Below are 20,167 nucleotides of genomic sequence, written 5' to 3'. Positions count from 1 at the left end.
CGGCCCGGGCGGGATTGCTGTGTTCAGATCAGTGTTCGAAGGGTCCGTTTCGATGAATGACGATATCCGGCAGCGTATCCGGACCATCCCCGATTTCCCCAAGCCGGGGATCATGTTCCGCGACATCACCACCTTGCTGCTCGATGCCGAGGGGCTGGCGCTGACGATCGACCGCATGGCGGCGGCCGTTGAAGGCAAGATCGACCTCGTCGCGGGCATCGAGGCGCGCGGCTTCCTGTTCGGCGCGGCGCTGGCGGTGAAGCTCGGCGCGGGCATGCTGCTGGTCCGCAAGGACGGCAAGCTGCCGGGCGCGACGATCGCCGAGGATTATGCGCTGGAATATGGCACCGACCGGATCGCCATCCATGCCGACGCGCTGGCCCCGGGCGCCCGCGTGCTGCTCGTCGATGACCTGATCGCCACCGGCGGCACCGCCCGCGCGGCGGTGCGCCTGTTGAAGAAGGCCGGCGCCGAAGTCGTCCAGGCCTCGTTCGTCGTCGACCTGCCCGAACTCGGCGGCGCCGACGCGCTGCGCAGCGACGGCATCGCGGTGCATGCGCTGGTGGCGTTCGACGGGCATTGATCCTCTGAATTCCCCTCCCTTGCAGGGAGGGGAGTAGAAGAGGGCGGGCCTACGCCGCCGGCCGCCGCCGCATCAGCACCAGCCCGGTGAACCGCAGCACCGGCTCGTCATGCTGGTTGAAAGTGGTGGTCTGGTTCTTGAAGCTGCCCATCTCCGGCCGGCTGCGCGAGGGCGTCACCTCCAGCACCTCGGTTTCCACCCGCAGCACGTCGCCCGGATAGACCGGCTTGAGCCAGCGCAGCTCGTCGATCCCCGCCGCGCCCAGGCTCGCCTGCGGCACCACCGACATCTCGGCGACGGTCATCGCCATGGTCATCGCGCAGGTGTGCCAGCCGCTCGCCGCCAGCCGCCCGAAATGCGTCTGCGCCGCCGCATCGTCGTCGAGATGGAAGGGCTGGGGATCATATTTGCGCGCGAATTCGAGCACCTCCTCGCGCGTGACCTCATAACGGCCGAAGCTCCGCTTCTTGCCGACCTGCATGTCTTCCCAATAGAGCATGCAATCAGTTTCGGATGAAAACCGATCTGGTGCAAGCCCTCCTTTGTGAGAGGGGCTGCATCAAGTCCCTTCAGTTCCCCGGCGAAAGCCGGGGCCCAGGGTTTCTCTGCCGTGTCGCCTGTGACCCTGGGCCCCGGCTTTCGCCGGGGAGCAGCCAGGCCGAAGGCGCGAACCTACCGAACCAGCGCATCCCGGAACGGCGCGTCATTCCCGTCCACGCCGGTCTTGGGCGGCAGGCCGATCAGGTCGCGCAGCAGCGGATAGATGTCGACATTGACGAAGGGCTGCACCGTCGTTCCCGCCCGGAAGGCCGGGCCATTGGCGACGAATAGCGCGTTCATCTCGGGCGAGAGATTGTCGAAGCCGTGATTGCCGCCGACCTGGTCGGGGTCGACATCCTTCTCGCCGACCTGCCAGCCGGTCTCGGCCAGGCAGAAGATCGCCGGAACGCGCGGATTGGTGCCGTAGTGGAAGCGCGCCGGGATCTCGGCCTTGCGCCAGCATTCGAAATGCTCGTGCTTGCCGAGCAGGGCCTTCTCGACCACCGCTTCGCGCCCCGGGGTCGGGATCAGGCTCAGATAGGGGCCGGATTCGACCAGATGGTAATCCTCGGCCTTCACCAGGTTGTTGATCGAGATGGCGCGCTTGCCGCTCACCTGCGCCATGCCGTGGTCGGCGACGATCACCAGGTTCGCCGGCTGGCCCAGGGCGGCGAGCCCGTCGACCAGCTCGCCGATCCGCTTGTCGACATCGGCGGCGGCGGCCGTCGTGCGCTTGTCGTCGGGGCCATAGCTATGGCCGGCGCTGTCGACCGTGTCGAAATAGAGCGTCAGGAACTTCGGCCGGATCGCCGCGGGCCGGCGCAGCCAGTCGAGGATCGCGTTCACCCGCTGCTCGCCGGTGATGACCTGGTTGAACTGGGCCCAGTCGCTCGGCCGCGTGCCGCCCTCGATCTTGTACGGCCATTTGTCGGCCTTCACGCCGCCGACCGCGACGTTCGAGCCCGGCCAGAACTCGGTGCCGGTGCGGATGCCGGCCTTTTCCGCGTCCACCCAGATCGGCATCGCTTCGTTCCACCAGAACGGGTCGTCGCTCTGCATGGTGAAGACTTCCTTCGGCCGCGCGCTATCCTCCATCTTGTTGGCGGTGATGCCGTGATGGTCGGGATAGAGGCCGGTCACCAGCGTCCAGTGATTGGGGAAGGTCTTGGACGGGAAGCTCGGGTGCATGATCCCGGTCACGCCGCCAGCCGCCAGCCGCGACAGGTTCGGCGTCACCCCGCGATCGAGATAGTCGCTGCGGAAGCCGTCGATCGAGACGAGGATCGTCACCGGTGCACGCTGCTCGACCGCGACCGGCGCGGCGGCGGGCGGCGGCGCGGCGACGGGCGGCGGCGCGGCGACGGGCGCCGTGGCACAGGCCTGGAGGACGGCGGCAAGGGCCGCGGCGGCGATCTTCGAATACCAGCGCATGTCGGGCCCCCTGACAGCAAAATGTTGCGGCGGTAAGTCGTATCATCGACGGGACGGGACGAGCAAATCGCCGGCTAACCTCCCGTTCATTTTGGCTGCGTCACGATGCTCGAAACAGGGGAGGGATGGATGCGGCTGCTGCTCGGATTGGTCTTCGCGCTTGGCCTGGCGGCGGCACCGCCCGCGGCGGCGCAGAGCCCGCTCACCCTCACCCCCGGCACCGAGACCGCCTCGGACGGTAGCCCGGTCCGCTACGAGGTCGGGGCGATCACCGTTCCCGAGAATCGCGTGAAGCCCGACGGCAAGCGCATCACGGTCGGCGTGCTGCGGATCAAGGCGACGAAGCCGAGCAACCAGCCGCCGATCTTCCTCCTCGTCGGCGGCCCCGGCGTCACCCTGCTCGACACGCTCGGCGATGCCAGCCCGCGGGCGAAGCGCCGGCTGCGCATGTGGCTCGACCATGCCGAGACCAACGACCTCGTGATCGTCGAACAGCGCGGCTACACGCTGCGCGGCGACATGCTCGAGCTGCGCTATCCCGCCGCGCCGCTCGACCGGCCCGGCCGGATCGAGGACGAGATCGCGGTCACCCGCAAGCTGGCCGAAGGTGCGGCGGCCGCCAATCCGGGGCACGATCTCGCCGGCTACACGATCGCCGAATGCGCCGATGACGTGGACGCGGTCCGCCGCGCGCTCGGCTATGACCGGATCAGCCTCACCGCCGCGAGCTTCGGCTCGCAATGGGCCTTTGCCGTGCTCAAGCGCCATCCGGGCACAGTGGCGCGCGGGCTGATCTCCTTGGTCGAGCCGCTCGCCAATGGCTATGACATGCCTGCCCATGTCTTCGCGGTGATGCAGCGCGTCGCCTTCGAGGCCGAGCAGGATCCCGCGCTCAAGCCGTTCATCCCCAAGGGCGGGCTGATCGCGGCGGCGCGCACGGTGCGCGATCGCTTCGCCGCCGCGCCGGTTACCGTCGAGGTGCCCGGCACCGGCAAGGTCGTGCTCGGCCTTGGCGACTATCAGCGCGCGCTGTTCAGCCATGTCGTCGATGCCAGCAAATGGCCGGCCTTCGTGATCGACGCCTATCATGGCCGCTACCAGGCCTGGGCCGCCGAGGAAGTGGAGAGCCGCAAGGCCAGCACCGCCGCGCTGATCGGCCCGCTGATCGACACCGCCACCGGCGTCACCGCGGCGCGCTGGGCGCAGCTTCAGGCCGATCCCGCGCTCGACATGCTCGGCCCGTGGAATTTCGCTTCCTATGCCGCCACCGCCGATGCCTGGCCCACCGCCGATCTCGGCGACGCCTTCCGCCTGCCGGTGCGCGACGAGACGCCGATCCTGTTCGTCCAAGGCGACTGGGACGCCAACACCCCGGTCGAGAATCTGGTCGATGTGCTGCCCTGGTTCCCCAATGCCCGCGCGCTGATCGTGCATCGCGGCCAGCACAATGGCCGGCTGCTGCGCGAGCATCCCGATCTCGATGCGGCGACGATGCGCTTCCTGCGCGACGGGACGATGCCGGCGCTGCCCGGCCGGGTCGATGCCGCGCCGGTCAGCTTTGCGCTGCCGGCCGCCACCGGCTGAACCAGCGCGCGATCAGCGCTGCCGCGATCGGGAATAGCAGCGCATAGCCGATCACCCCGATCATCCGCAGCGGCATCACCCCGCTCAGCGGCCCGAGCAGTCCGAGCAGCGCCAGCGCGCCGCTGCCGAGCAGCAGGCGATGGATCGTTGCCTCGCCGCGAAATGCCGGCGCCATCAGCAGCACGGCAACCGCGAAGAAGCCGTCCCAGGCGAGGATATCGAGCATATAGGGCAGGCTCGGCCAGGCGAAGGCGTCCTCTACCCCCAGCGCCAGGATCGACAGATGCACCACGCTGGTCAGCGCCAGCGCGGCGGCCATCAGGGGCAGAGCGGGCCGGGTGAAGCGCGGCGCCAGCCCGGTGCCGCGCACGGCGGTGGTGAGCCCGAGCAGGAACGGCACCAGCAACAGGATCAGTATTTCCATCGCCCCGAACCAGGGCTGGCCGATCGGCGCGCCGCGGGCGGGCAGCGTCGCCAGCCCGATCGCCAGCACCAGCAGATAGGCCAGGCTCAGTCCCGCCACCGCGAAGCCCGAGACGATGCCCAGCTGGCGAAGGACGGGGACGGGGGAGGGGCGGCGCATATGCATATCTGGCCCGCGTGCCGCCGCAAGCGCAAGCCATGCCGTCGCGAACCGGCCCGTGGTTCATTTGAAGTTCAGTCTTCAAACCATTGCTTCATCGAAACGAAGTCGCAGGGAGGGCGATATGCGGGGTGGTTTGTGGAGTGCGGCGGCGCTGGCGTGCGTGATGCCGGCGGTGGTGCAGGCACAGGAGCAGGTCGCTGGGCGCTGGATCGTCACGGTCGATTATTTCGGCACGCCCACCGTCTGGACGCTCACCCTCAAGCAGGACGGCGCGACGATCACCGGCGACCTGACCGGCGACGTGCTCACCGGTACGGTGAAGGGCAACGAGATCCGCTTCCTCGCCAAGGACACGGTGGGCGGCTCCGAGGACGTCACCGCGCGGTTGGTAAAGGGCAGGATCACCGGCGAGATGCTGCTGGTCGACGGTAGCGAACCCACGCGCACGCCCCACCGCCTGGCCTTCACCGCCGAGCGTCCGCCCGAGCCGGCCAGCCGGCCGCCGATGCGCCACGAATTCGTGCCGACCCGCTTCTACCGGCAATTCTCGCCGTCCAATCCGCCGGCGCTCCACGTCAATCCGGGCGACACGATCCACACCAGCACGATCGACGCCGCCGGCATCGATGCCGAGGGCGTCCGTCGCGCCGCGCCCGGCAATCCGCAGACGGGTCCCTTCTATATCGACGGCGCGATGCCCGGTGACACGCTGGTCGTCCGCATCCGCAGGCTCCGGCTCAACCGCGATACCGCGATCAGCACCAACGGCATGACCGAGCGTGGCCAGGACGCGCGCACCGCGGTCCGGATGGCGGGGACGGGCAAGCCGGTCACCTGGCGGCTCGACCGCGACAAGGGCATCGCCATGCCCGAGGCGCCGGGCGATGCGCTCAAGGGCTATTGGGTGCCGGTCCGGCCGATGCTCGGCGGTATCGGCGTCGCGGTCGATGCCCGCCCGCCCGCGCCCGGCTCGGGCGATGTCGGCCGGTTCGGCGGCAATATGGACTTCAACGAGATGGGCGAGGGGACGACCGTCTATCTCCCCGTCGCGGTGCCCGGCGCGCTGCTCTATTTCGGCGATGCACATGCGGCGCAGGGCGACGGCGAGACCACCGGCGACGCGCTCGAGACCTCGATGGACGTCGAGGTCGAAGTCGATCTGGTCCGCGGCAAGAGCGCCGGCCAGGTCCGGATCGAGACGCCGGCCCACCTCGTCGCGATCGGCATGGAAGGCTCGCTCGACGCGTCGTTCCGCGCCGCCTCGTCGAGCATGTTCGGCTGGCTGTCCGCCGACTATGGCCTGGCGCCCGCCGACATCGCCCAGATCTACGGCACCGCCGCCGAATATCGGGTCAGCGCGCTCCCCGGCCGCGCGGCGGGCATGGTCCTCAAGATCCCCAAGGCCCGCCTCGCGACGCTGCCGGGCGCGAAGAAGCCCTGAGGCCACCCTTCTCCCCTCCGTTCCAGGGAGGGGAGACAGAATCAGCTGTGCAGGAAGTGCATCACGTCGCCGTCCTTGACGATGTACGCCTTGCCTTCCGCGCGCAGCTTGCCGGCCTCGCGGGCCTTGGCTTCGCCGCCCAGCGCGACGAAATCGTCATAGGCGATCGTCTCGGCGCGGATGAAGCCCTTCTCGAAGTCGCTATGGATCACGCCGGCGGCGTTCGGCGCGGTGGCGCCTTCGTCCACCGTCCAGGCGCGTGCTTCCTTGGGGCCGACGGTGAAGAAGGTCAGCAGGTGCAGCAGCTTGTAGCCGGCGCGGATCACGCGGGCGAGGCCGGTCTCCTCCAGCCCCAGCTCGCCGAGGAACTCGGCGCGGTCCTCGACCGGCATCGTCGCGATGTCGGCCTCGATCGCCGCGGAGACGACCACCGCCTCGGCGCCTTCGGCCTTGGCCTTGGCGAACACCTTGGCCGACAGTTCGTTGCCGTTCGCCGCGTCTTCCTCGTTGACGTTGCACACGTACAGGACCGGCTTGCCGGTGAGCAGCTGCGCCTGCTTGAACACGCGCTCCTCGTCGGCGTCCTTCGGCTCGGTGAGGCGGGCGGGCTTGCCGTCGCGCAGCAGGTCGAGCGCCTGGCCGAGCACGCTCGCGCCGACCTTCGACTCCTTGTCGCCCTGCGCCGCCTTCTTCTGCAGGTTCGGGACGCGCTTCTCGAGGCTCTCGAGGTCGGCGAGCATCAGCTCGGTCTCCACCGTCTCGGCATCGGCGATCGGATCGACCTTGTTGTCGACATGCTGGATGTCGTCGTTCTCGAAGCAGCGCAGCACATGGACGATCGCGTCCACCTCGCGGATATTGCCGAGGAACTGGTTGCCCAGGCCTTCGCCCTTGCTCGCGCCGCGCACCAGGCCGGCGATGTCGACGAAGCCGAGCTGCGTCTCGATGATCTTCTGCGAACCGGCGATCTCGGCCAGCTTGTTCAGCCGGGGATCGGGCACGGCGACATTGCCGACATTCGGCTCGATCGTGCAGAACGGATAATTCGCCGCCTGCGCCGCCGCCGTCTCGGTCAGCGCGTTGAAGAGCGTGGACTTGCCAACGTTCGGAAGCCCGACGATGCCGCAGCGGAAACCCATGTGAAGCCTGTTCCAGTGAATTGGGGAAAGGCGCCCGATAGAGGCAAAGCGCCGCTTTTGCCAGCACGGGCTTGCGGAACGCTCGCTGCGGCTCCGTCTCCGTCATGACGGAGGACGAGCACCGCCATGCGCGGTTTCGTTTTCCAAGGCCCTCAAAGCGCCGTAATGGGTCCGGATTAGCCGGAACCGGCATGGCTTGACTGAGGGCCATTCATCTGGGGTACAGGGGCAAACCCCTTTCGGTGCCCGTGTGTTTTGAGGAGCAGGGAATGATTCGCCGTCACATGTTCATGAGCGCGCTTGCCGCGACGGTTGCGCTGTCGGGCTGCGGTGGCGGCAACGATTCGACCGCGACTCCGACGCCGACCGCCACGCCGACCCCGACGCCGACCGCGTCGCCCACCTATGCCAGCTTCCCGCTGACCGCGCCGACCGAGTTCTACACCTTCAGCGCCGCGACCAGCTACACCGGCGATCCGGCGACCAGCGCGGTCACCCTCGGCGCCGCCAACACCGAGACGCTGTCGAGCCGCGTGCGCCTCGCCACCGATACCGCGATCGCGACCGGCACCTATGTGATGCGCGAGAACACCGAGGAAGCGCGCTTCTGCGTGCCGACCGGCCAGACCTGCACCGCGACGCTCTCCGCCAATGCGGTCCCGGCCAACACCGAGTTCGTCTTCCGCCGCGACGACACCACCACCGCGGGCAAGTTCGACCAGGTCGAATATCTCAACAACGTGGTCACCGCCGTGTCGAGCACCGGCGTCGGGCCGACCAGCGACACCGCCCTGGCGCTCAGCCGCGTCAGCTGGGCCAATTGGTGGCGCGGCGATTCGACCGCGGGCCAGAAGCGCCTCGCCTACACCGCCTGGGGCTTCTCGACCGCGACGTCGGACATGCCGACCACCGGCACCGTGTCGTATACCAGCCGCATGACCGGCCGCCTGGTCAGCACCAGCGGCACCAGCACCGCGATCAACAAGGTCAGCGGCACGGTGACCACCAGCGTGAACTTCGCCACCGGCGTGGTCGACATGACCTTCACGCTCAGCACCATCCCGGCTGGCGGCGGCACGCCGGTCGCCTATGCCAACTTCACTGCCCAGGGCGCGATCCCGGTCGGCCAGAACCAGTGGACCGGCAGCTTCACCAACACCAGCCCGCTCACCGGCACGCTGGCGGGCGGCTTCTTCGGCTCGCAGGGCGAGCAGGTCGGCGTGGTCTTCTCGGCCTCGGGCACGATCGGCGGCGCCCAGCAGCGCCTGATCGGCGTGGTCGTCGGCAAGAAGTAAGCCGGCAACGCTACGAAAACAGGAAAGGGGCTCCGGTTCGCCGGGGTCCCTTTTTGTTTGTCCTCAGCTCTCCGTCACCCCGGCCTTGAGCCGGGGTCCCGCTTCTTCTTCGTCAAGCAAGCCGGCCAACGGCATCGACAAAGGGCGTCCGCTCCCGCTAGCGTCGCCCGGTGGAACTCGCCGAGCTGATCGCGCCGCTGGCGCCCGAGCACTTCCTTGCCGACTATTGGGGCCGCAAGCCGGTCCATATTCCCGCGCCCGCGGGATCGGGCCGCGCGGCCGTCATCGGCTGGGAACGGCTCAACCAGCTGCTCGGCGTGCGGACCCATTGGGGGCCGGAGCATATCAAGCTGCTGCTCAACAGCGCGCCGGTCGCGCCTGATTTCTACATGGATGCGGTTCCGGGCCGCGGCGGCACCCGCCGGTTCGCCGATCCGGCCAAGATCGAGATGTTCCTGGCCATGGGCGCCAGCCTCGTCGCCGATGCGGTCGAGCAGGTCGCGCCCGAGGTTCGCGCGCTCACCGATGCGCTCGCCCGGCAATTCTCGGCGCGGGTCGAGGCCAATCTCTATTGCTCCTTCCAGGGCATCCAGGCCTTCGCCTCGCACTGCGACCTGCACGAGGTGTTCGCGATCCACTGCGTCGGCGAGAAGCGCTGGCGGATCTACGCCAATCGCGCCGAGAATCCGCTCGAGCCGCTGACCGGCGACGATGCCCAGGCGCGGATCGATGCCGCCAAGGGGCCGGTGCTGATGGACGTCACGCTGCGCCCCGGCGATGTGCTCTACATCCCGCGCGGCTATTTCCACGATGCGCTGGCCAGCTCCACCGAATCGCTCCACCTCACGCTCGGCATCACGCCGCATTCGGGCAAGCTGCTGTTCGAGCTGCTCCAGGACATGGCGCTGCGCGAGCCGGCCTTCCGCGCCTATCTCGCCGATGCCCGCATCGAGGGCGGGCAGGCGCTTGCCGGCCAGCTCGCGGCGCTTGGCGCGCGACTCTCCGAGCTCGCCCGCAGCCGCGCGCTGCTCGAGGAAGTGACGCTCCGCCAGCGCCAGCTCGCAGCCCCTGGCCGCGACCTCGCGCTGCCCGAGCGGCCGATGCTCGATTTCTACGCGCGCACCGATCGGGCCGCCTCGGTCGCCTGGCTGGAGACGGGCGCGACACTGCGCACCGGCGCCGGCGATCAGCTGCTCGGCCCGATCGCCGATGCCGCGGACTATGCGCTGTCCCGCCCGGCCGTCAGCGTCCAGGAACTCCGCGCCCGCTTCGCGCATCATCCCGAAGCCGAGATCGGCGCATTGCTCGCCCAGCTGGTCCGGCTGGGCCTGCTCCAGCCCTATCGGCCGGAGCTCTGATCGCGGCTCAGTCGCCGGCATATTTGCCGAATCTTCACGCCCGCGCCGGCATGTTCGCGTCATGGACGAGGGGAAGAAGTTCATCATCGGCATGGTGACGATCCCGATCGTCTTGATGCCTGTCTTCCTGTTCTTCGTGCTCGACTATTACATCCCCAGCGCCGCGCTCCAGGCTGCGGTGCAGGGTGCGAGCATCGATCAGGCGGAGGACCGGCTGTACCAGCTCCTGCGCGGCTGCCGCCGTGCCCGCATCGGCAGCAGCCACGATTATCCGCGCGGCTCGATCGGTACCCATACCCGCAGCTTCCCCTCGATCCGCAACGACAAGGGCTGGCTGGCGGGCACCAAGGTGCATTGCAGCGCCACCGGCTGCGACGTCACCTCGAGCGCAATGATCCCCGCCCCGCGCGAAAGCGCCTCCTGCCGCATGTGGAAGACCTTCGCCGACGACCGCTGACCATCTTTGCTGACTTCCGTCACCCCGGCCCTGAGCCGGGGTCCCGCTTTATCCGCCAATCAGTCCTGCAGCCGCATCGCCACGTCGTTCATGAACCGCACATCGTCCCCCGCCGCCAGCCAGTTCGCCTCGGCCGCGATCGCGCCGAGCATGTCGGCCAGCGGGTCCAGCTCGTTCTTGGCGTAATTGCCCAGCACATAGCCGTGCACCCGGTCCTTGTGCCCGGGATGGCCGATGCCGATCCGCACGCGGCGGAAGTCCGGCCCCAGATGCTTGTCGGTCGAGCGCAGGCCGTTATGCCCCGCGGTGCCGCCGCCGCGCTTCACCTTCACCTTCATCGGCACCAGGTCGAGCTCGTCGTGGAACAGCGTCACGTCCTCGGGCGTCAGCTTGTAGAAGTCCATCGCCGCGCGCACCGAACGGCCGCTCTCGTTCATGAAGGTGCCCGGCTTGAGCAGGATCACCTTCTCGCTGCCGATCCGCCCCTCGCGGGTCCAGCCCTGGAACTGCTTCTTCTCGGGCGTGAAGCCATAGGTCTCGGCAATGGCGTCCACCGCCATGAAGCCCACATTGTGCCGGTGCATCGCATATTGCGGGCCCGGATTGCCCAGGCCGACCCACAGCTGCATCACTTGTTCCTGAAAACGAAAATCGCCTCCGCACCTAGGATGCGGAGGCGATTTTTTGAACCGGTAAGTTCGAGGGGGCGATTACTCGCCGGCTTCCTCGCCTTCGGCTTCGGTCTGGGTCGTGTCGCCTTCGCTCGACTTGAGCGCCGACGGAGCAACCACGGTCGCGATGGTGAAGTCGCGGTCGGTGATCGCCGAGGTCGCACCCTTCGGCAGGGTCACTGCCGAGATGTGCAGCGAATCGCCGACTTCGAGGCCCTTGAGCGAAATCGTGATCTCGCTGGGGATCTCGGCGGCGTCGACGACCAGGTCGAGCTCGTGACGGACGACGTTCAGCACGCCACCGCGCTTCAGGCCCGGAGCGAGCTCTTCGTCAGCGAAGACGATCGGCACGTTCACGTGCACGGTCGCGTGCTCGCTGATGCGCAGGAAGTCGGCGTGCACCGGACGATCGGTGACGGGGTCGAAAGCCACGTCCTTGGGCAGGGTGCGCTCGCCATTGATCATGACGACCGAATTGAAGAAGTGCCCGGTCATCAGCAGACGATAGAGCTCGCGCTCCTCGACGTGGATGCTCTTCGGATCCTGCTTGTTGCCGTAGATCACGGCGGGGACGCGGCCATTACGACGAAGCTCGCGGGAGGCTCCCTTGCCAACCTGCTCGCGCGTCTCGGCCGACAGCGTAAGCGTATCGCTCATGTGTCGTTCCAATCAGCTAAAGTTAGTTCAATCCGGCCAGGCCTCCAGGGATGACCCTGGCACGGAAGGCGCGCGCATAGCGGAGGGGGCAGGGGAAAGCAAGGTTGTGTGTGGTGATGCGCACAATAACCGTCACCCCCGCGAAAGCGGGGGGCCATCTCCCGGACCGTCCGCAAATACAACCGATGTAAGTTGCTGCTCGGGCAGGAGATGGGTCCCCGCTTTCGCGGGGATGACGCATAGTTGTCCCTAAAGTTGGCGCAACAGCGTTTCCAGCTTCTCGAAGCTCTGGCTCCACCCTTCGCGCATCCCGTCGAGCGCCGGCAGCAGCGCCTCGCTCACCTGCAGTACCACCGTCGACATCTGCATGCGGGTGCCGCCCCCCGGTGCGTCGGTGAAGACCATGGTGGTGCGGTGCTCGATCCCCCAGCTGCCGTCCTCGCCGGGAAAGCCGCGCAGCACCATCACCAGCCGTTCGGGCCGGTCGACCGCCTCGAACTCGCCCTGCACCGGGTTGGTACCGTACGGTTCCGGTCCCCGCATATCGATGCGCACTTTACCACCCGGGCGGGCATCGCTCTCGCAGAACGGCACGTCGAACCCGTGCGGGCCCCACCATTTTTCGAGGTGCTCGCTCCGCGTCATGCAATCGAAGACCAGTTCGCGCGGCGCCGCAAAGACGCGGTCGATCGTCACTTCGCGGCCAATGCCAACATTCGCGTTCATTCCGTCTCTCCCGTCTGCAGTTTCGCCAGATAGGCGTCGAGGTCGTCGAACTTCGCGTCCCAGAAGCGGCGATATTCGCCCAGCCACTCGCTCGCGGCCCTGAGCGCCTCGGGCTCCAGCTTCGCCGGCCGCTGCTGCGCCACCCGGCTGCGCGAAATCAGCCCGGCCTGTTCGAGCACCTTGAGATGCTTGGTCACCGCCGGGCCACTGATCGCAAAGGGCTGGGCCAGCTCCCCCACATTCGCTTCCCCCAGCGCCAGCCGCGCCAGGATCGCGCGGCGGGTCGGGTCGGCCAGGGCGGCAAAGGTGTTGCTCAGGGCGTCCATATCTAACCTTTTGGCTATATAACCTACTAGTTAAATATGAGTCGGCCCGGAGTCAAGCCACGGCGCAACCTTTGCGCACTTCGGCGTATGATGTGTGCAGTCGTCATCCCGGCGAAAGCCGGGATCTCAGGCGAAGGCGCGATACGGCACGAGATCCCGGCTTTCGCCGGGATGACGGTTATGGGCTGGGCTCAATACCGAACCCGCTCCACCTTCAGCCCGCGCTTGGCCAGCTCCGCCTGCACGCTCTGGTCCCCCGCCAGATGCCCGGCTCCCACGGCGACGAACACCGTGCCAGGCTGCCCCATTCGCTGGGAAATCCAGTCCGCCCAGTTGCGGTTGCGGCGAACCAGCAGCGCCTCGGTCACTTCGGGGGCGGAGGCCATGTCGGCATTGACCAGCCGGGCCAGCCCATCGGCATCGCCCTTGCGCCAGGCGATGACGGCCTGGTCGATCTTGCTGCCGGCCTCGGGCAGGTCGTCGATCGTCTCGACCAGCAGCTTGCGCTGGGCGGGCAGGGGCAGCGCGTCGAAATAGCCCAGCTGCTGCCGCGCGGTCTCCAGCCCCTCCAGCTTCTTGCCCGCGGCCTTGGCGGCATTGGTCAGGGTCAGCTCGGCGCCCTGTTTGTCGTCATATCCCAGCTGCTTGAGCGGCAGCACCGACAGGAGCGTCGCGGCCAGCCACGGCTCGGCCCGGTCGAGCGAATCGGCGGCCATGCCGAGTTTGGGCAGCGCCGCGCGCATCTTCCCGGCCTCGGCGGCGGGCAGCTGCTCGGTCAGCGGCGGGCCACCGGCGGCGGTGCCCAGCTCGGCGACGATCGCCTGCATCTCGGCATCGGGCGGCATCACCAGTTCGAGCACCAGCGTGTCGGCCTTGTCGAACGCCTGCTTGAGCCCGCCCTGGAACCAGTTGATGCCGGGCTTGAGGACATGGACGGTGCCGAACAGGTAGATGGTGGTGTCGTGGTCCTTGACCACCCACAAAGCCGGATCGGCCTTCTCGGCCGGGGCAGGCGCCTTCTGCCCGCAGCCCCAAAGGGTTAGCGCCATCAGCGCGGGGATCAGGCGGCGGATCACTTGGCTACCGGTCATCCCGAAGCGGTAGCCGCGAAAGCCTGCACGATCCAGCACCGGCATTGACCGTCAGGAGAGGAGACGCCAAAGCGCAAGGCTATGGCACAGCCTCTCAGCTTCCAGCGCATGATCCTCACGCTCCATGACTATTGGGCGGAGAAGGGCTGCGTGATCCTCCAGCCCTATGACATGCGCATGGGCGCGGGCACCTTCCACCCGGCGACGACCTTGCGCGCCCTCGGCCCGGAGCCGTGGAACGCCGCCTTCGTCCAGCCCTGCCGCCGCCCGACCGACGGCCGCTATGGCGAGAACCCGAACCGGCTCCAGCATTACTACCAGTATCAGGTGATCCTGAAGCCGAGCCCGAGCGACCTGCAGAACCTCTATCTGGGCTCGCTCGCCGCGATCGGCATCGACTTCACCAAGCACGATATCCGCTTCGTCGAGGACGATTGGGAATCGCCCACGCTCGGCGCCTGGGGCCTGGGCTGGGAAGTCTGGTGCGACGGCATGGAGGTGACCCAGTTCACCTATTTCCAGCAGATGGGCGGCTTCGACTGCAAGCCCGTCGCCGGCGAGCTCACCTACGGGCTCGAGCGCCTGGCGATGTACATCCAGAATGTCGACAGCGTGTACGACCTCGCCTTCAACGACCAGGGCGTGAGCTATGGCGACGTGTTTCTCGAGAACGAGAAGCAGATGTCGAAGTACAATTTCGAGGTCGCCGATACCGAGACCTTGTTCGAGGGCTTCCGCAAGGCCGTGGCCGAATGCGAGAACTGCCTGGCCAACAACGTGCCCATCGCCGCCTATGAGCAGGCGATCGAGGCCAGCCATCTGTTCAACCTGCTCCAGGCCCGCGGCGTGATCTCCGTCGCCGAGCGCCAGGCCTATATCGGCCGCGTGCGCGACCTCGCCAAGGGCAGCTGCGAAGCGTGGATCCAGCACATGACGCCCACCTGGCAAGCCAAGTATCCGGAGTGGACGGTATGAGCGCGCAGATTGACGGCACTCCGAACACGGGCGCCTCGACCGAAGACTTCCTGCTCGAACTCCGCTCGGAGGAAATTCCCGCGCGCATGCAGGAAAAGGCGCGCGCCGATCTGGCCGCGCTGTTCGAGGCGCGGCTCAACGCGCTCAACCTGCCGTTCGCCAGCATCGAGAGCTACGCCACCCCGCGCCGCCTCGCGCTGATCGTCCGCGGCGTCGCGGCGATGACCGCTGCCGCCAGCGAGGAGCGCAAGGGGCCCCGCGCCGATGCTCCGGCCCAGGCGATCGAGGGCTTCCTGCGCTCGACCGGCCTCAGCCGCGAGCAGCTCGTCGAGCGCGACGACGGCAAGGGCAACAAGGTGCTGTTCGCGGTGATCGACCGCCCCGGCATCGTCGCCGGCTCGGTGCTCGCCAGCGCGATCACCAGCGCGATCACCGCCTTCCCCTGGCCCAAGTCGATGCGCTGGGGCGCTGCCTCCTCCTCGACCGAAAGCCTGCGCTGGGTGCGTCCGCTCCAGGGCATCATCGCGCTGCTCGGCGACAAGCTGGTCCCGGTCGAGATCGCCGGGGTGAAGAGCGCCTCGGTCACGGTCGGTCACCGCTTCCACCACCCGGGCGGGATCACGATCGGCTCGGCCGCCGATTACATCGAGAAGCTGCGCGCCTGCCACGTGATCGTCGACGGTGCCGAGCGCCGCAACATCATCGCGCTGGGCGCCAAGATGGCTGCGCAAAAGGCGGGCCTGACGCTGATCGAGGATGAGGGGCTGCTCTACGAGAATGCCGGCCTCACCGAATGGCCGATGCCGCTGCTCGGCCGCTTCGACGAAGCCTTCCTCGACGTGCCGCCCGAAGTGATCCAGCTCACCGCGCGCGTGAACCAGAAGTATTTCGTTTGCCGCGATGCTGCGGGCAAGCTCGCCAACGCGTTCGTCTGCGTGGCCAACATCGACGCCGCCGACGGTGGCGAGAAGATCGTCGAGGGCAACCAGAAGGTCCTCGCCGCTCGCCTTTCGGACGCGCGCTTCTTCTACGAGACCGACCTCAAGACCCGCCTCGAGGACCTCACCCCCAAGCTCGAGAAGATCGTCTTCCACGAGAAGCTGGGCACGGTGGCCGACAAGGTCGACCGCGTCGCGAAGCTGGCGCGCTGGCTGGTTGAATCCAATATCGTCACCCCGGCGAAAGCCGGGGTCTCAGGCGATGGCGCGGGACAGGAGCCGCACGAGATCCCGGCTTCCGCCGGGATGACGGAATTGGCGGATATGGCCGAGCGCGCGGCGCGCCTCGCCAAGGCCGATCTCGTCACCGGCATGGTCGGCGAGTTCCCCGAGCTCCAGGGCCTGATGGGCGGCTATTACGCCGCCGCGCAGGGCGAGCCCGCAGCCGTCGCCGAAGCGATCCGCGACCACTACAAGCCGGTCGGCCAAGGAGATGATGTCCCCACCGCGCCGGTGACGGTGGCGGTGAGCCTCGCAGACAAGCTGGATACGATTGCCGGATTTTTCCTAATCGGCGAGATGCCGACTGGGTCGCGCGATCCGTTCGCGCTTCGACGGGCGTCCTTGGCGGTAATCAGGACGATTGAAGAAGCTGGACTAAGGCTCGCGTTGAATTCTGCCGTGGTCGAAGCAACGAAGTTGCATGCCCGGAACTACGGTACCCGGCTTGCGGTCATACGCCAAGCCGTTGCCAGTAAGGCCGCGAGAGCAATAGCCAGCACGCCTCAGCAGCAGCAGGAAATCGAAGCCGCTATCGTAAGTAGCCCCTCTTTCCGCCCAAGCGAAGAGGATGAGTCGATAGCTGTATTTGTAAGTGCGGCCGCCGAAACCCCTCCGAACGTGCTCGACTTCTTCGCCGACCGCCTCAAGGTCCAGCAGAAGGAAGCCGGCGTCCGCCACGACCTGATCGACGCGGTGTTCGCGCTGGGTGGCGAAGACGATCTCGTTCGATTGCTCGCCCGGGTGAAGGCGCTCCAGTCCTTCGTCACTTCGGAGGACGGCCGCAACCTGCTCGCAGGCTACAAGCGCGCCGCCAATATCCTCAAGAAGGAGAGCTGGGCGCCGGGCGAAGTCGCGGACAACGAGATCTACGAGGCCGAGCCCGCCGAGGCCGCGCTGCGCGAAGCGCTCGACGCTGCCGAGCCCAAGGCAGAAGCTGCGGTAGAGGCCGAGGATTACGAAGCGGCGATGGCTGCGCTCGCCTCGCTCCGCGCGCCGATCGACAAGTTCTTCGACGATGTCACCGTGGTCGATCCGGACGAGTTCAAGCGCGAGATGCGCCTGGGCCTGCTCGCGCGCATCCGCGACGCGGTGAACAACGTCGCCGACTTCTCGAAGATCGAGGGCTGATCCGAGCGGCGTTCCGTTGGCTGATCCCCGGCGAAAGCCGGGGCCCAGGGTTTACCTGCTACATCGCTTGCGACTCTGGGCCCCCGGCTTTCGCCGGGGATCAGCGGGTGATGCTTACTCATTGGCGCACGGTGCAGAAGTGATTTATCTTACGTAACCGGTGTCTTGCCGTGATTTGATCACGGCCAAGCAAAACTTGCCTTCTGACAACGTAGTCAGCGGGTTTCCCCTTGTTCGCACCTGCGGTACGCGCCTGCCCAAGCCTTAAGAAGGGACGGGAATGACGCAGTACGTGTACCGCTTCGGCGGGAGTGTGTCGGACGGAGGCAAGGGCGACAAGAACCTGCTCGGCGGCAAGGGTGCGAACCTCGATGGCATGGCCTCGATCGGCCTGCCGGTGCCTCCGGGTTTCACGATCAGCACGCCGATGTGCGCGGTCTATTACGACCAGGGCGGGATCTTCCCCGAGAGCGTGAAGGCCGAAGTCGCCAACGGCATCGCCCATATCGAGGGCATCACCGGCAAGAAGTTCGGCGACGCGGCCGATCCGCTGCTCGTCTCGGTCCGCTCCGGCGCGCGCGCGTCGATGCCGGGCATGATGGACACGGTGCTGAACCTCGGCCTCAACGACACCACCGTCGTCGGCCTTGCCACGATCAGCGGCGACGAGCGCTTCGCCTGGGACAGCTATCGCCGCTTCATCCAGATGTATTCCGACGTGGTGCTCGAGCTCGATCACGGCCGCTTCGAGGAAGCGCTGGAGATCGCCAAGGAAGACCGCGGCTATAATCTCGACACCGAGCTGACTGCCAGGGACTGGCAGGCGCTGGTCGCCGAGTACAAGGCGATCGTCGAGGAGCTTTGGGGCAAGCCGTTCCCGCAGGACGTGCACGACCAGCTCTGGGGCGCGATCGGCTCGGTGTTCGGCTCGTGGCAGTCGGAGCGCGCCAAGGTCTATCGCCGCCTCAACGACATCCCCGGCGACTGGGGTACCGCGGTCAACGTCCAGGCGATGGTGTTCGGCAATATGGGCGACACCTCGGCGACGGGCGTGGCCTTCACCCGCGATCCCTCGACGGGTGAGAACGCATACTATGGCGAGTTCCTGATCAATGCCCAGGGCGAGGACGTCGTCGCCGGCATCCGTACCCCGCAATATCTGACCCGGGCCGCCCGCGAGAAGGCCGGCGCCAAGCCCGCCTCGATGGAAGAGGCGATGCCCGAGGTCTATGCCCAGCTCGCGGCCGTCTTCGAGACGCTCGAGAAGCACTATCGCGACATGCAGGACATCGAGTTCACCGTCGAACGCGGCAAGCTCTGGATGCTGCAGACCCGCTCGGGCAAGCGCACCGCCAAGGCCGCGCTCAAGATCGCGATCGACATGGCGAACGAGGGGCTGATCACCCAGGAGGAAGCGATCCTCCGCGTCGATCCGGCGGCGCTCGACCAGCTGCTCCACCCGACGCTCGACCCCAATGCGGTGCGCGATGTGCTGACCAAGGGGCTTCCGGCGTCGCCGGGCGCCGCTTCGGGCATCGCGGTGTTCGACAGCGACACTGCCGAAAAGCGCGCCAATGCCGGCGACAGCGTGATCCTGATCCGCGTCGAGACCAGCCCCGAGGACATTCACGGCATGCACGCCGCCAAGGGTATCCTGACCGCGCGTGGCGGCATGACCAGCCACGCCGCGGTGGTCGCGCGCGGCATGGGCCGGCCCTGCGTCTCGGGCGCCGGCAGCCTGGCGATCAACGCGCGCGAGAAGCTGCTGCGCGTCGGCAGCCGCGAGGTGCGCGAAGGCGATCTCGTCACGATCGACGGCTCGACTGGCGAAGTGATGCTCGGCGCGGTGCCTACGGTGCAGCCCGAGCTCGCCGGCGATTTCGGCACGCTTATGGTCTGGGCCGATGCCAAGCGCCGGCTCAAGGTGCGCACCAACGCCGAGACCCCGCTTGATTGCCGCACCGCGCGCGATTTCGGCGCCGAGGGCATCGGGCTTTGCCGGACCGAGCACATGTTCTTCGAGCCGTCGCGCGTCACCGCGGTGCGCGAGATGATCCTCGCCTCTGACGAGGCCGGGCGCCGTGTCGCGCTGGAGAAGCTGCTCCCCGAGCAGCGCAGCGACTTCGTCGAGATCTTCGAGGTCATGGCCGGGCTGCCCTGCACGATCCGCCTGCTCGATCCGCCGCTCCACGAGTTCCTGCCGCACGAGGAAGCCGAGTTCGCCGAAGTCGCGGCGGCCGCCGGGCTCGACGTCGAGACGCTCAAGCGCCGCGCCGCTGAGCTGCACGAGTTCAACCCGATGCTCGGCCATCGCGGCTGTCGCCTGGGCGTGACCTATCCCGAGATCTACGAGATGCAGGCCCGCGCCATCTTCGAGGCGGCGTGCATCGTCGCCGAGAATAGCGGCGAGGCGCCGATCCCCGAGATCATGATCCCGCTCGTCGCCACCGCCAAGGAACTCAGCCTGATGAAGGCGGTGGTCGATCGCGCCGCGAAGGACGTGTTCGAAGAGCAGGACCGCACGATCGAGTATCTGGTCGGCACGATGATCGAGCTGCCCCGCGCCGCGCTGCGCGCCGGCGAGATCGCCGAGGTCGGCGCCTTCTTCTCGTTCGGCACCAACGACCTGACTCAGACGACGCTCGGCGTCTCGCGCGACGACGCGGCCAAGTTCCTCACCACCTATGTGGAGAAGGGGATCTACGCCAAGGATCCGTTCGTCAGCCTCGATGTCGAAGGCGTGGGCGAGCTGATCGCGATCGCCGCCGAGCGCGGCCGGGCGACCCGGCCCGACATCAAGCTCGGCATCTGCGGCGAGCATGGCGGCGATCCGGCTTCGATCGCGTTCTGCGAGGAGACCAGGCTCGATTACGTGTCGGCCTCGCCCTACCGCGTACCGATCGCGCGGCTGGCGGCGGCGCAGGCGGCGTTGCGAAACCCCGCCTGAGCCGCCGCGCGC

18 protein-coding genes are annotated in these 20,167 nt (G+C 67.6%); 9 read left to right on the top strand and 9 right to left on the bottom strand.

Translation table 11 applies throughout. The annotated features are described in order from the left end of the window. Positions 1–52: 52 nt before the first annotated feature. Positions 53–583 (top strand): adenine phosphoribosyltransferase, encoded by a 531-nt coding sequence (locus tag HNP52_RS18080; RefSeq protein ID WP_184169003.1) that lies wholly within the window; start codon positions 53–55, stop codon positions 581–583. Positions 584–632: 49 nt separating this feature from the next. Here the strand turns inward: HNP52_RS18080 and HNP52_RS18075 are convergent, their stop codons facing one another. Together HNP52_RS18075 and HNP52_RS18070 are read right to left on the bottom strand one after the other, a co-directional pair. Continuing rightward, positions 633–1,082: a MaoC family dehydratase gene (locus tag HNP52_RS18075; protein ID WP_184169002.1), complete on the bottom strand. Its 450-nt coding sequence runs from the start codon at positions 1,080–1,082 to the stop codon at positions 633–635. A 173-nt stretch (positions 1,083–1,255) separates the two neighbouring features. Next, positions 1,256–2,554 (bottom strand): ectonucleotide pyrophosphatase/phosphodiesterase, encoded by a 1,299-nt coding sequence (locus tag HNP52_RS18070; RefSeq protein ID WP_184169001.1) that lies wholly within the window; start codon positions 2,552–2,554, stop codon positions 1,256–1,258. 129 nt (positions 2,555–2,683) lie between these two features. Between HNP52_RS18070 and HNP52_RS18065 the strand changes: the two genes are divergently transcribed. Next, on the top strand, positions 2,684–4,138 hold the full coding sequence (locus tag HNP52_RS18065; RefSeq protein ID WP_184169000.1) for an alpha/beta hydrolase: 1,455 nt from the start codon (positions 2,684–2,686) through the stop codon (positions 4,136–4,138). Here HNP52_RS18065 and HNP52_RS18060 read toward each other — a convergent pair. Beyond that, positions 4,107–4,721, bottom strand: a complete 615-nt coding sequence (locus tag HNP52_RS18060; RefSeq protein WP_184168999.1) for a hypothetical protein — start codon at positions 4,719–4,721, stop codon at positions 4,107–4,109. The genes HNP52_RS18065 and HNP52_RS18060 overlap by 32 nt on opposite strands. 124 nt (positions 4,722–4,845) lie before the next feature. Between HNP52_RS18060 and HNP52_RS18055 the strand changes: the two genes are divergently transcribed. Then, a complete protein-coding gene (locus tag HNP52_RS18055; protein ID WP_184168998.1) occupies positions 4,846–6,165 on the top strand; it encodes an acetamidase/formamidase family protein in 1,320 nt (439 codons plus the stop codon). 41 nt (positions 6,166–6,206) lie between these two features. Here the strand turns inward: HNP52_RS18055 and ychF are convergent, their stop codons facing one another. After that, a complete protein-coding gene (gene ychF / locus HNP52_RS18050; RefSeq protein WP_184168997.1) occupies positions 6,207–7,304 on the bottom strand; it encodes a redox-regulated ATPase YchF in 1,098 nt (365 codons plus the stop codon). Between the two features lie 269 nt (positions 7,305–7,573). On the opposite strand from ychF, the gene HNP52_RS18045 reads away from it, so the two are divergent. The 3 genes from HNP52_RS18045 to HNP52_RS18035 all read left to right on the top strand — a co-directional run bounded on the left by HNP52_RS18045 (position 7,574) and on the right by HNP52_RS18035 (position 10,414). Then, positions 7,574–8,599, top strand: coding sequence for a transferrin-binding protein-like solute binding protein (locus tag HNP52_RS18045; protein WP_184168996.1), 1,026 nt, complete (start codon positions 7,574–7,576; stop codon positions 8,597–8,599). A gap of 170 nt (positions 8,600–8,769) precedes the next feature. Next, entirely contained in the window at positions 8,770–9,957 is a 1,188-nt protein-coding gene (locus tag HNP52_RS18040; RefSeq protein ID WP_184168995.1) for a JmjC domain-containing protein, read from the top strand. A 61-nt stretch (positions 9,958–10,018) separates the two neighbouring features. Then, positions 10,019–10,414, top strand: a complete 396-nt coding sequence (locus HNP52_RS18035) for a hypothetical protein (RefSeq protein WP_184168994.1) — start codon at positions 10,019–10,021, stop codon at positions 10,412–10,414. A 59-nt stretch (positions 10,415–10,473) separates the two neighbouring features. On the opposite strand, the gene pth is transcribed toward HNP52_RS18035, so the two are convergent. From pth to HNP52_RS18010, 5 genes are all read right to left on the bottom strand, one after another. Next, the gene (pth, locus tag HNP52_RS18030) at positions 10,474–11,043 is read right to left on the bottom strand and encodes an aminoacyl-tRNA hydrolase (RefSeq protein WP_184168993.1); all 570 of its coding nucleotides are present in this window, start codon (positions 11,041–11,043) and stop codon (positions 10,474–10,476) included. 81 nt (positions 11,044–11,124) lie between these two features. Beyond that, positions 11,125–11,742: a 50S ribosomal protein L25/general stress protein Ctc gene (locus HNP52_RS18025; RefSeq protein WP_184168992.1), complete on the bottom strand. Its 618-nt coding sequence runs from the start codon at positions 11,740–11,742 to the stop codon at positions 11,125–11,127. Between the two features lie 249 nt (positions 11,743–11,991). Further along, complete coding sequence (locus HNP52_RS18020) at positions 11,992–12,468, bottom strand: SRPBCC domain-containing protein (protein ID WP_184168991.1); 477 nt, start codon at positions 12,466–12,468, stop codon at positions 11,992–11,994. Next, positions 12,465–12,794, bottom strand: coding sequence for a helix-turn-helix transcriptional regulator (locus tag HNP52_RS18015; RefSeq protein WP_184168990.1), 330 nt, complete (start codon positions 12,792–12,794; stop codon positions 12,465–12,467). Before HNP52_RS18015 ends, HNP52_RS18020 begins: the two co-directional genes overlap by 4 nt. Before the next feature lie 191 nt (positions 12,795–12,985). Then, complete coding sequence (locus tag HNP52_RS18010; RefSeq protein ID WP_260396206.1) at positions 12,986–13,885, bottom strand: TraB/GumN family protein; 900 nt, start codon at positions 13,883–13,885, stop codon at positions 12,986–12,988. 81 nt (positions 13,886–13,966) lie between these two features. On the opposite strand from HNP52_RS18010, the gene HNP52_RS18005 reads away from it, so the two are divergent. The 3 genes from HNP52_RS18005 to ppdK all read left to right on the top strand — a co-directional run bounded on the left by HNP52_RS18005 (position 13,967) and on the right by ppdK (position 20,155). Continuing rightward, on the top strand, positions 13,967–14,860 hold the full coding sequence (locus HNP52_RS18005; protein WP_184168989.1) for a glycine--tRNA ligase subunit alpha: 894 nt from the start codon (positions 13,967–13,969) through the stop codon (positions 14,858–14,860). Next, positions 14,857–17,208, top strand: coding sequence for a glycine--tRNA ligase subunit beta (glyS, locus tag HNP52_RS18000; RefSeq protein ID WP_184168988.1), 2,352 nt, complete (start codon positions 14,857–14,859; stop codon positions 17,206–17,208). Before HNP52_RS18005 ends, glyS begins: the two co-directional genes overlap by 4 nt. A 280-nt stretch (positions 17,209–17,488) precedes the next feature. After that, positions 17,489–20,155, top strand: coding sequence for a pyruvate, phosphate dikinase (gene ppdK / locus HNP52_RS17995; RefSeq protein WP_184168987.1), 2,667 nt, complete (start codon positions 17,489–17,491; stop codon positions 20,153–20,155). Positions 20,156–20,167 lie beyond the last annotated feature (12 nt).

This window comes from Sphingomonas kyeonggiensis (genome assembly GCF_014204495.1).
GTDB classification, from domain to species: domain Bacteria; phylum Pseudomonadota; class Alphaproteobacteria; order Sphingomonadales; family Sphingomonadaceae; genus Sphingomonas; species Sphingomonas kyeonggiensis_A.
The sequence above is the reverse complement of the archived record's forward strand: the minus strand, read 5'-3'. Positions and strand labels throughout refer to the sequence as shown.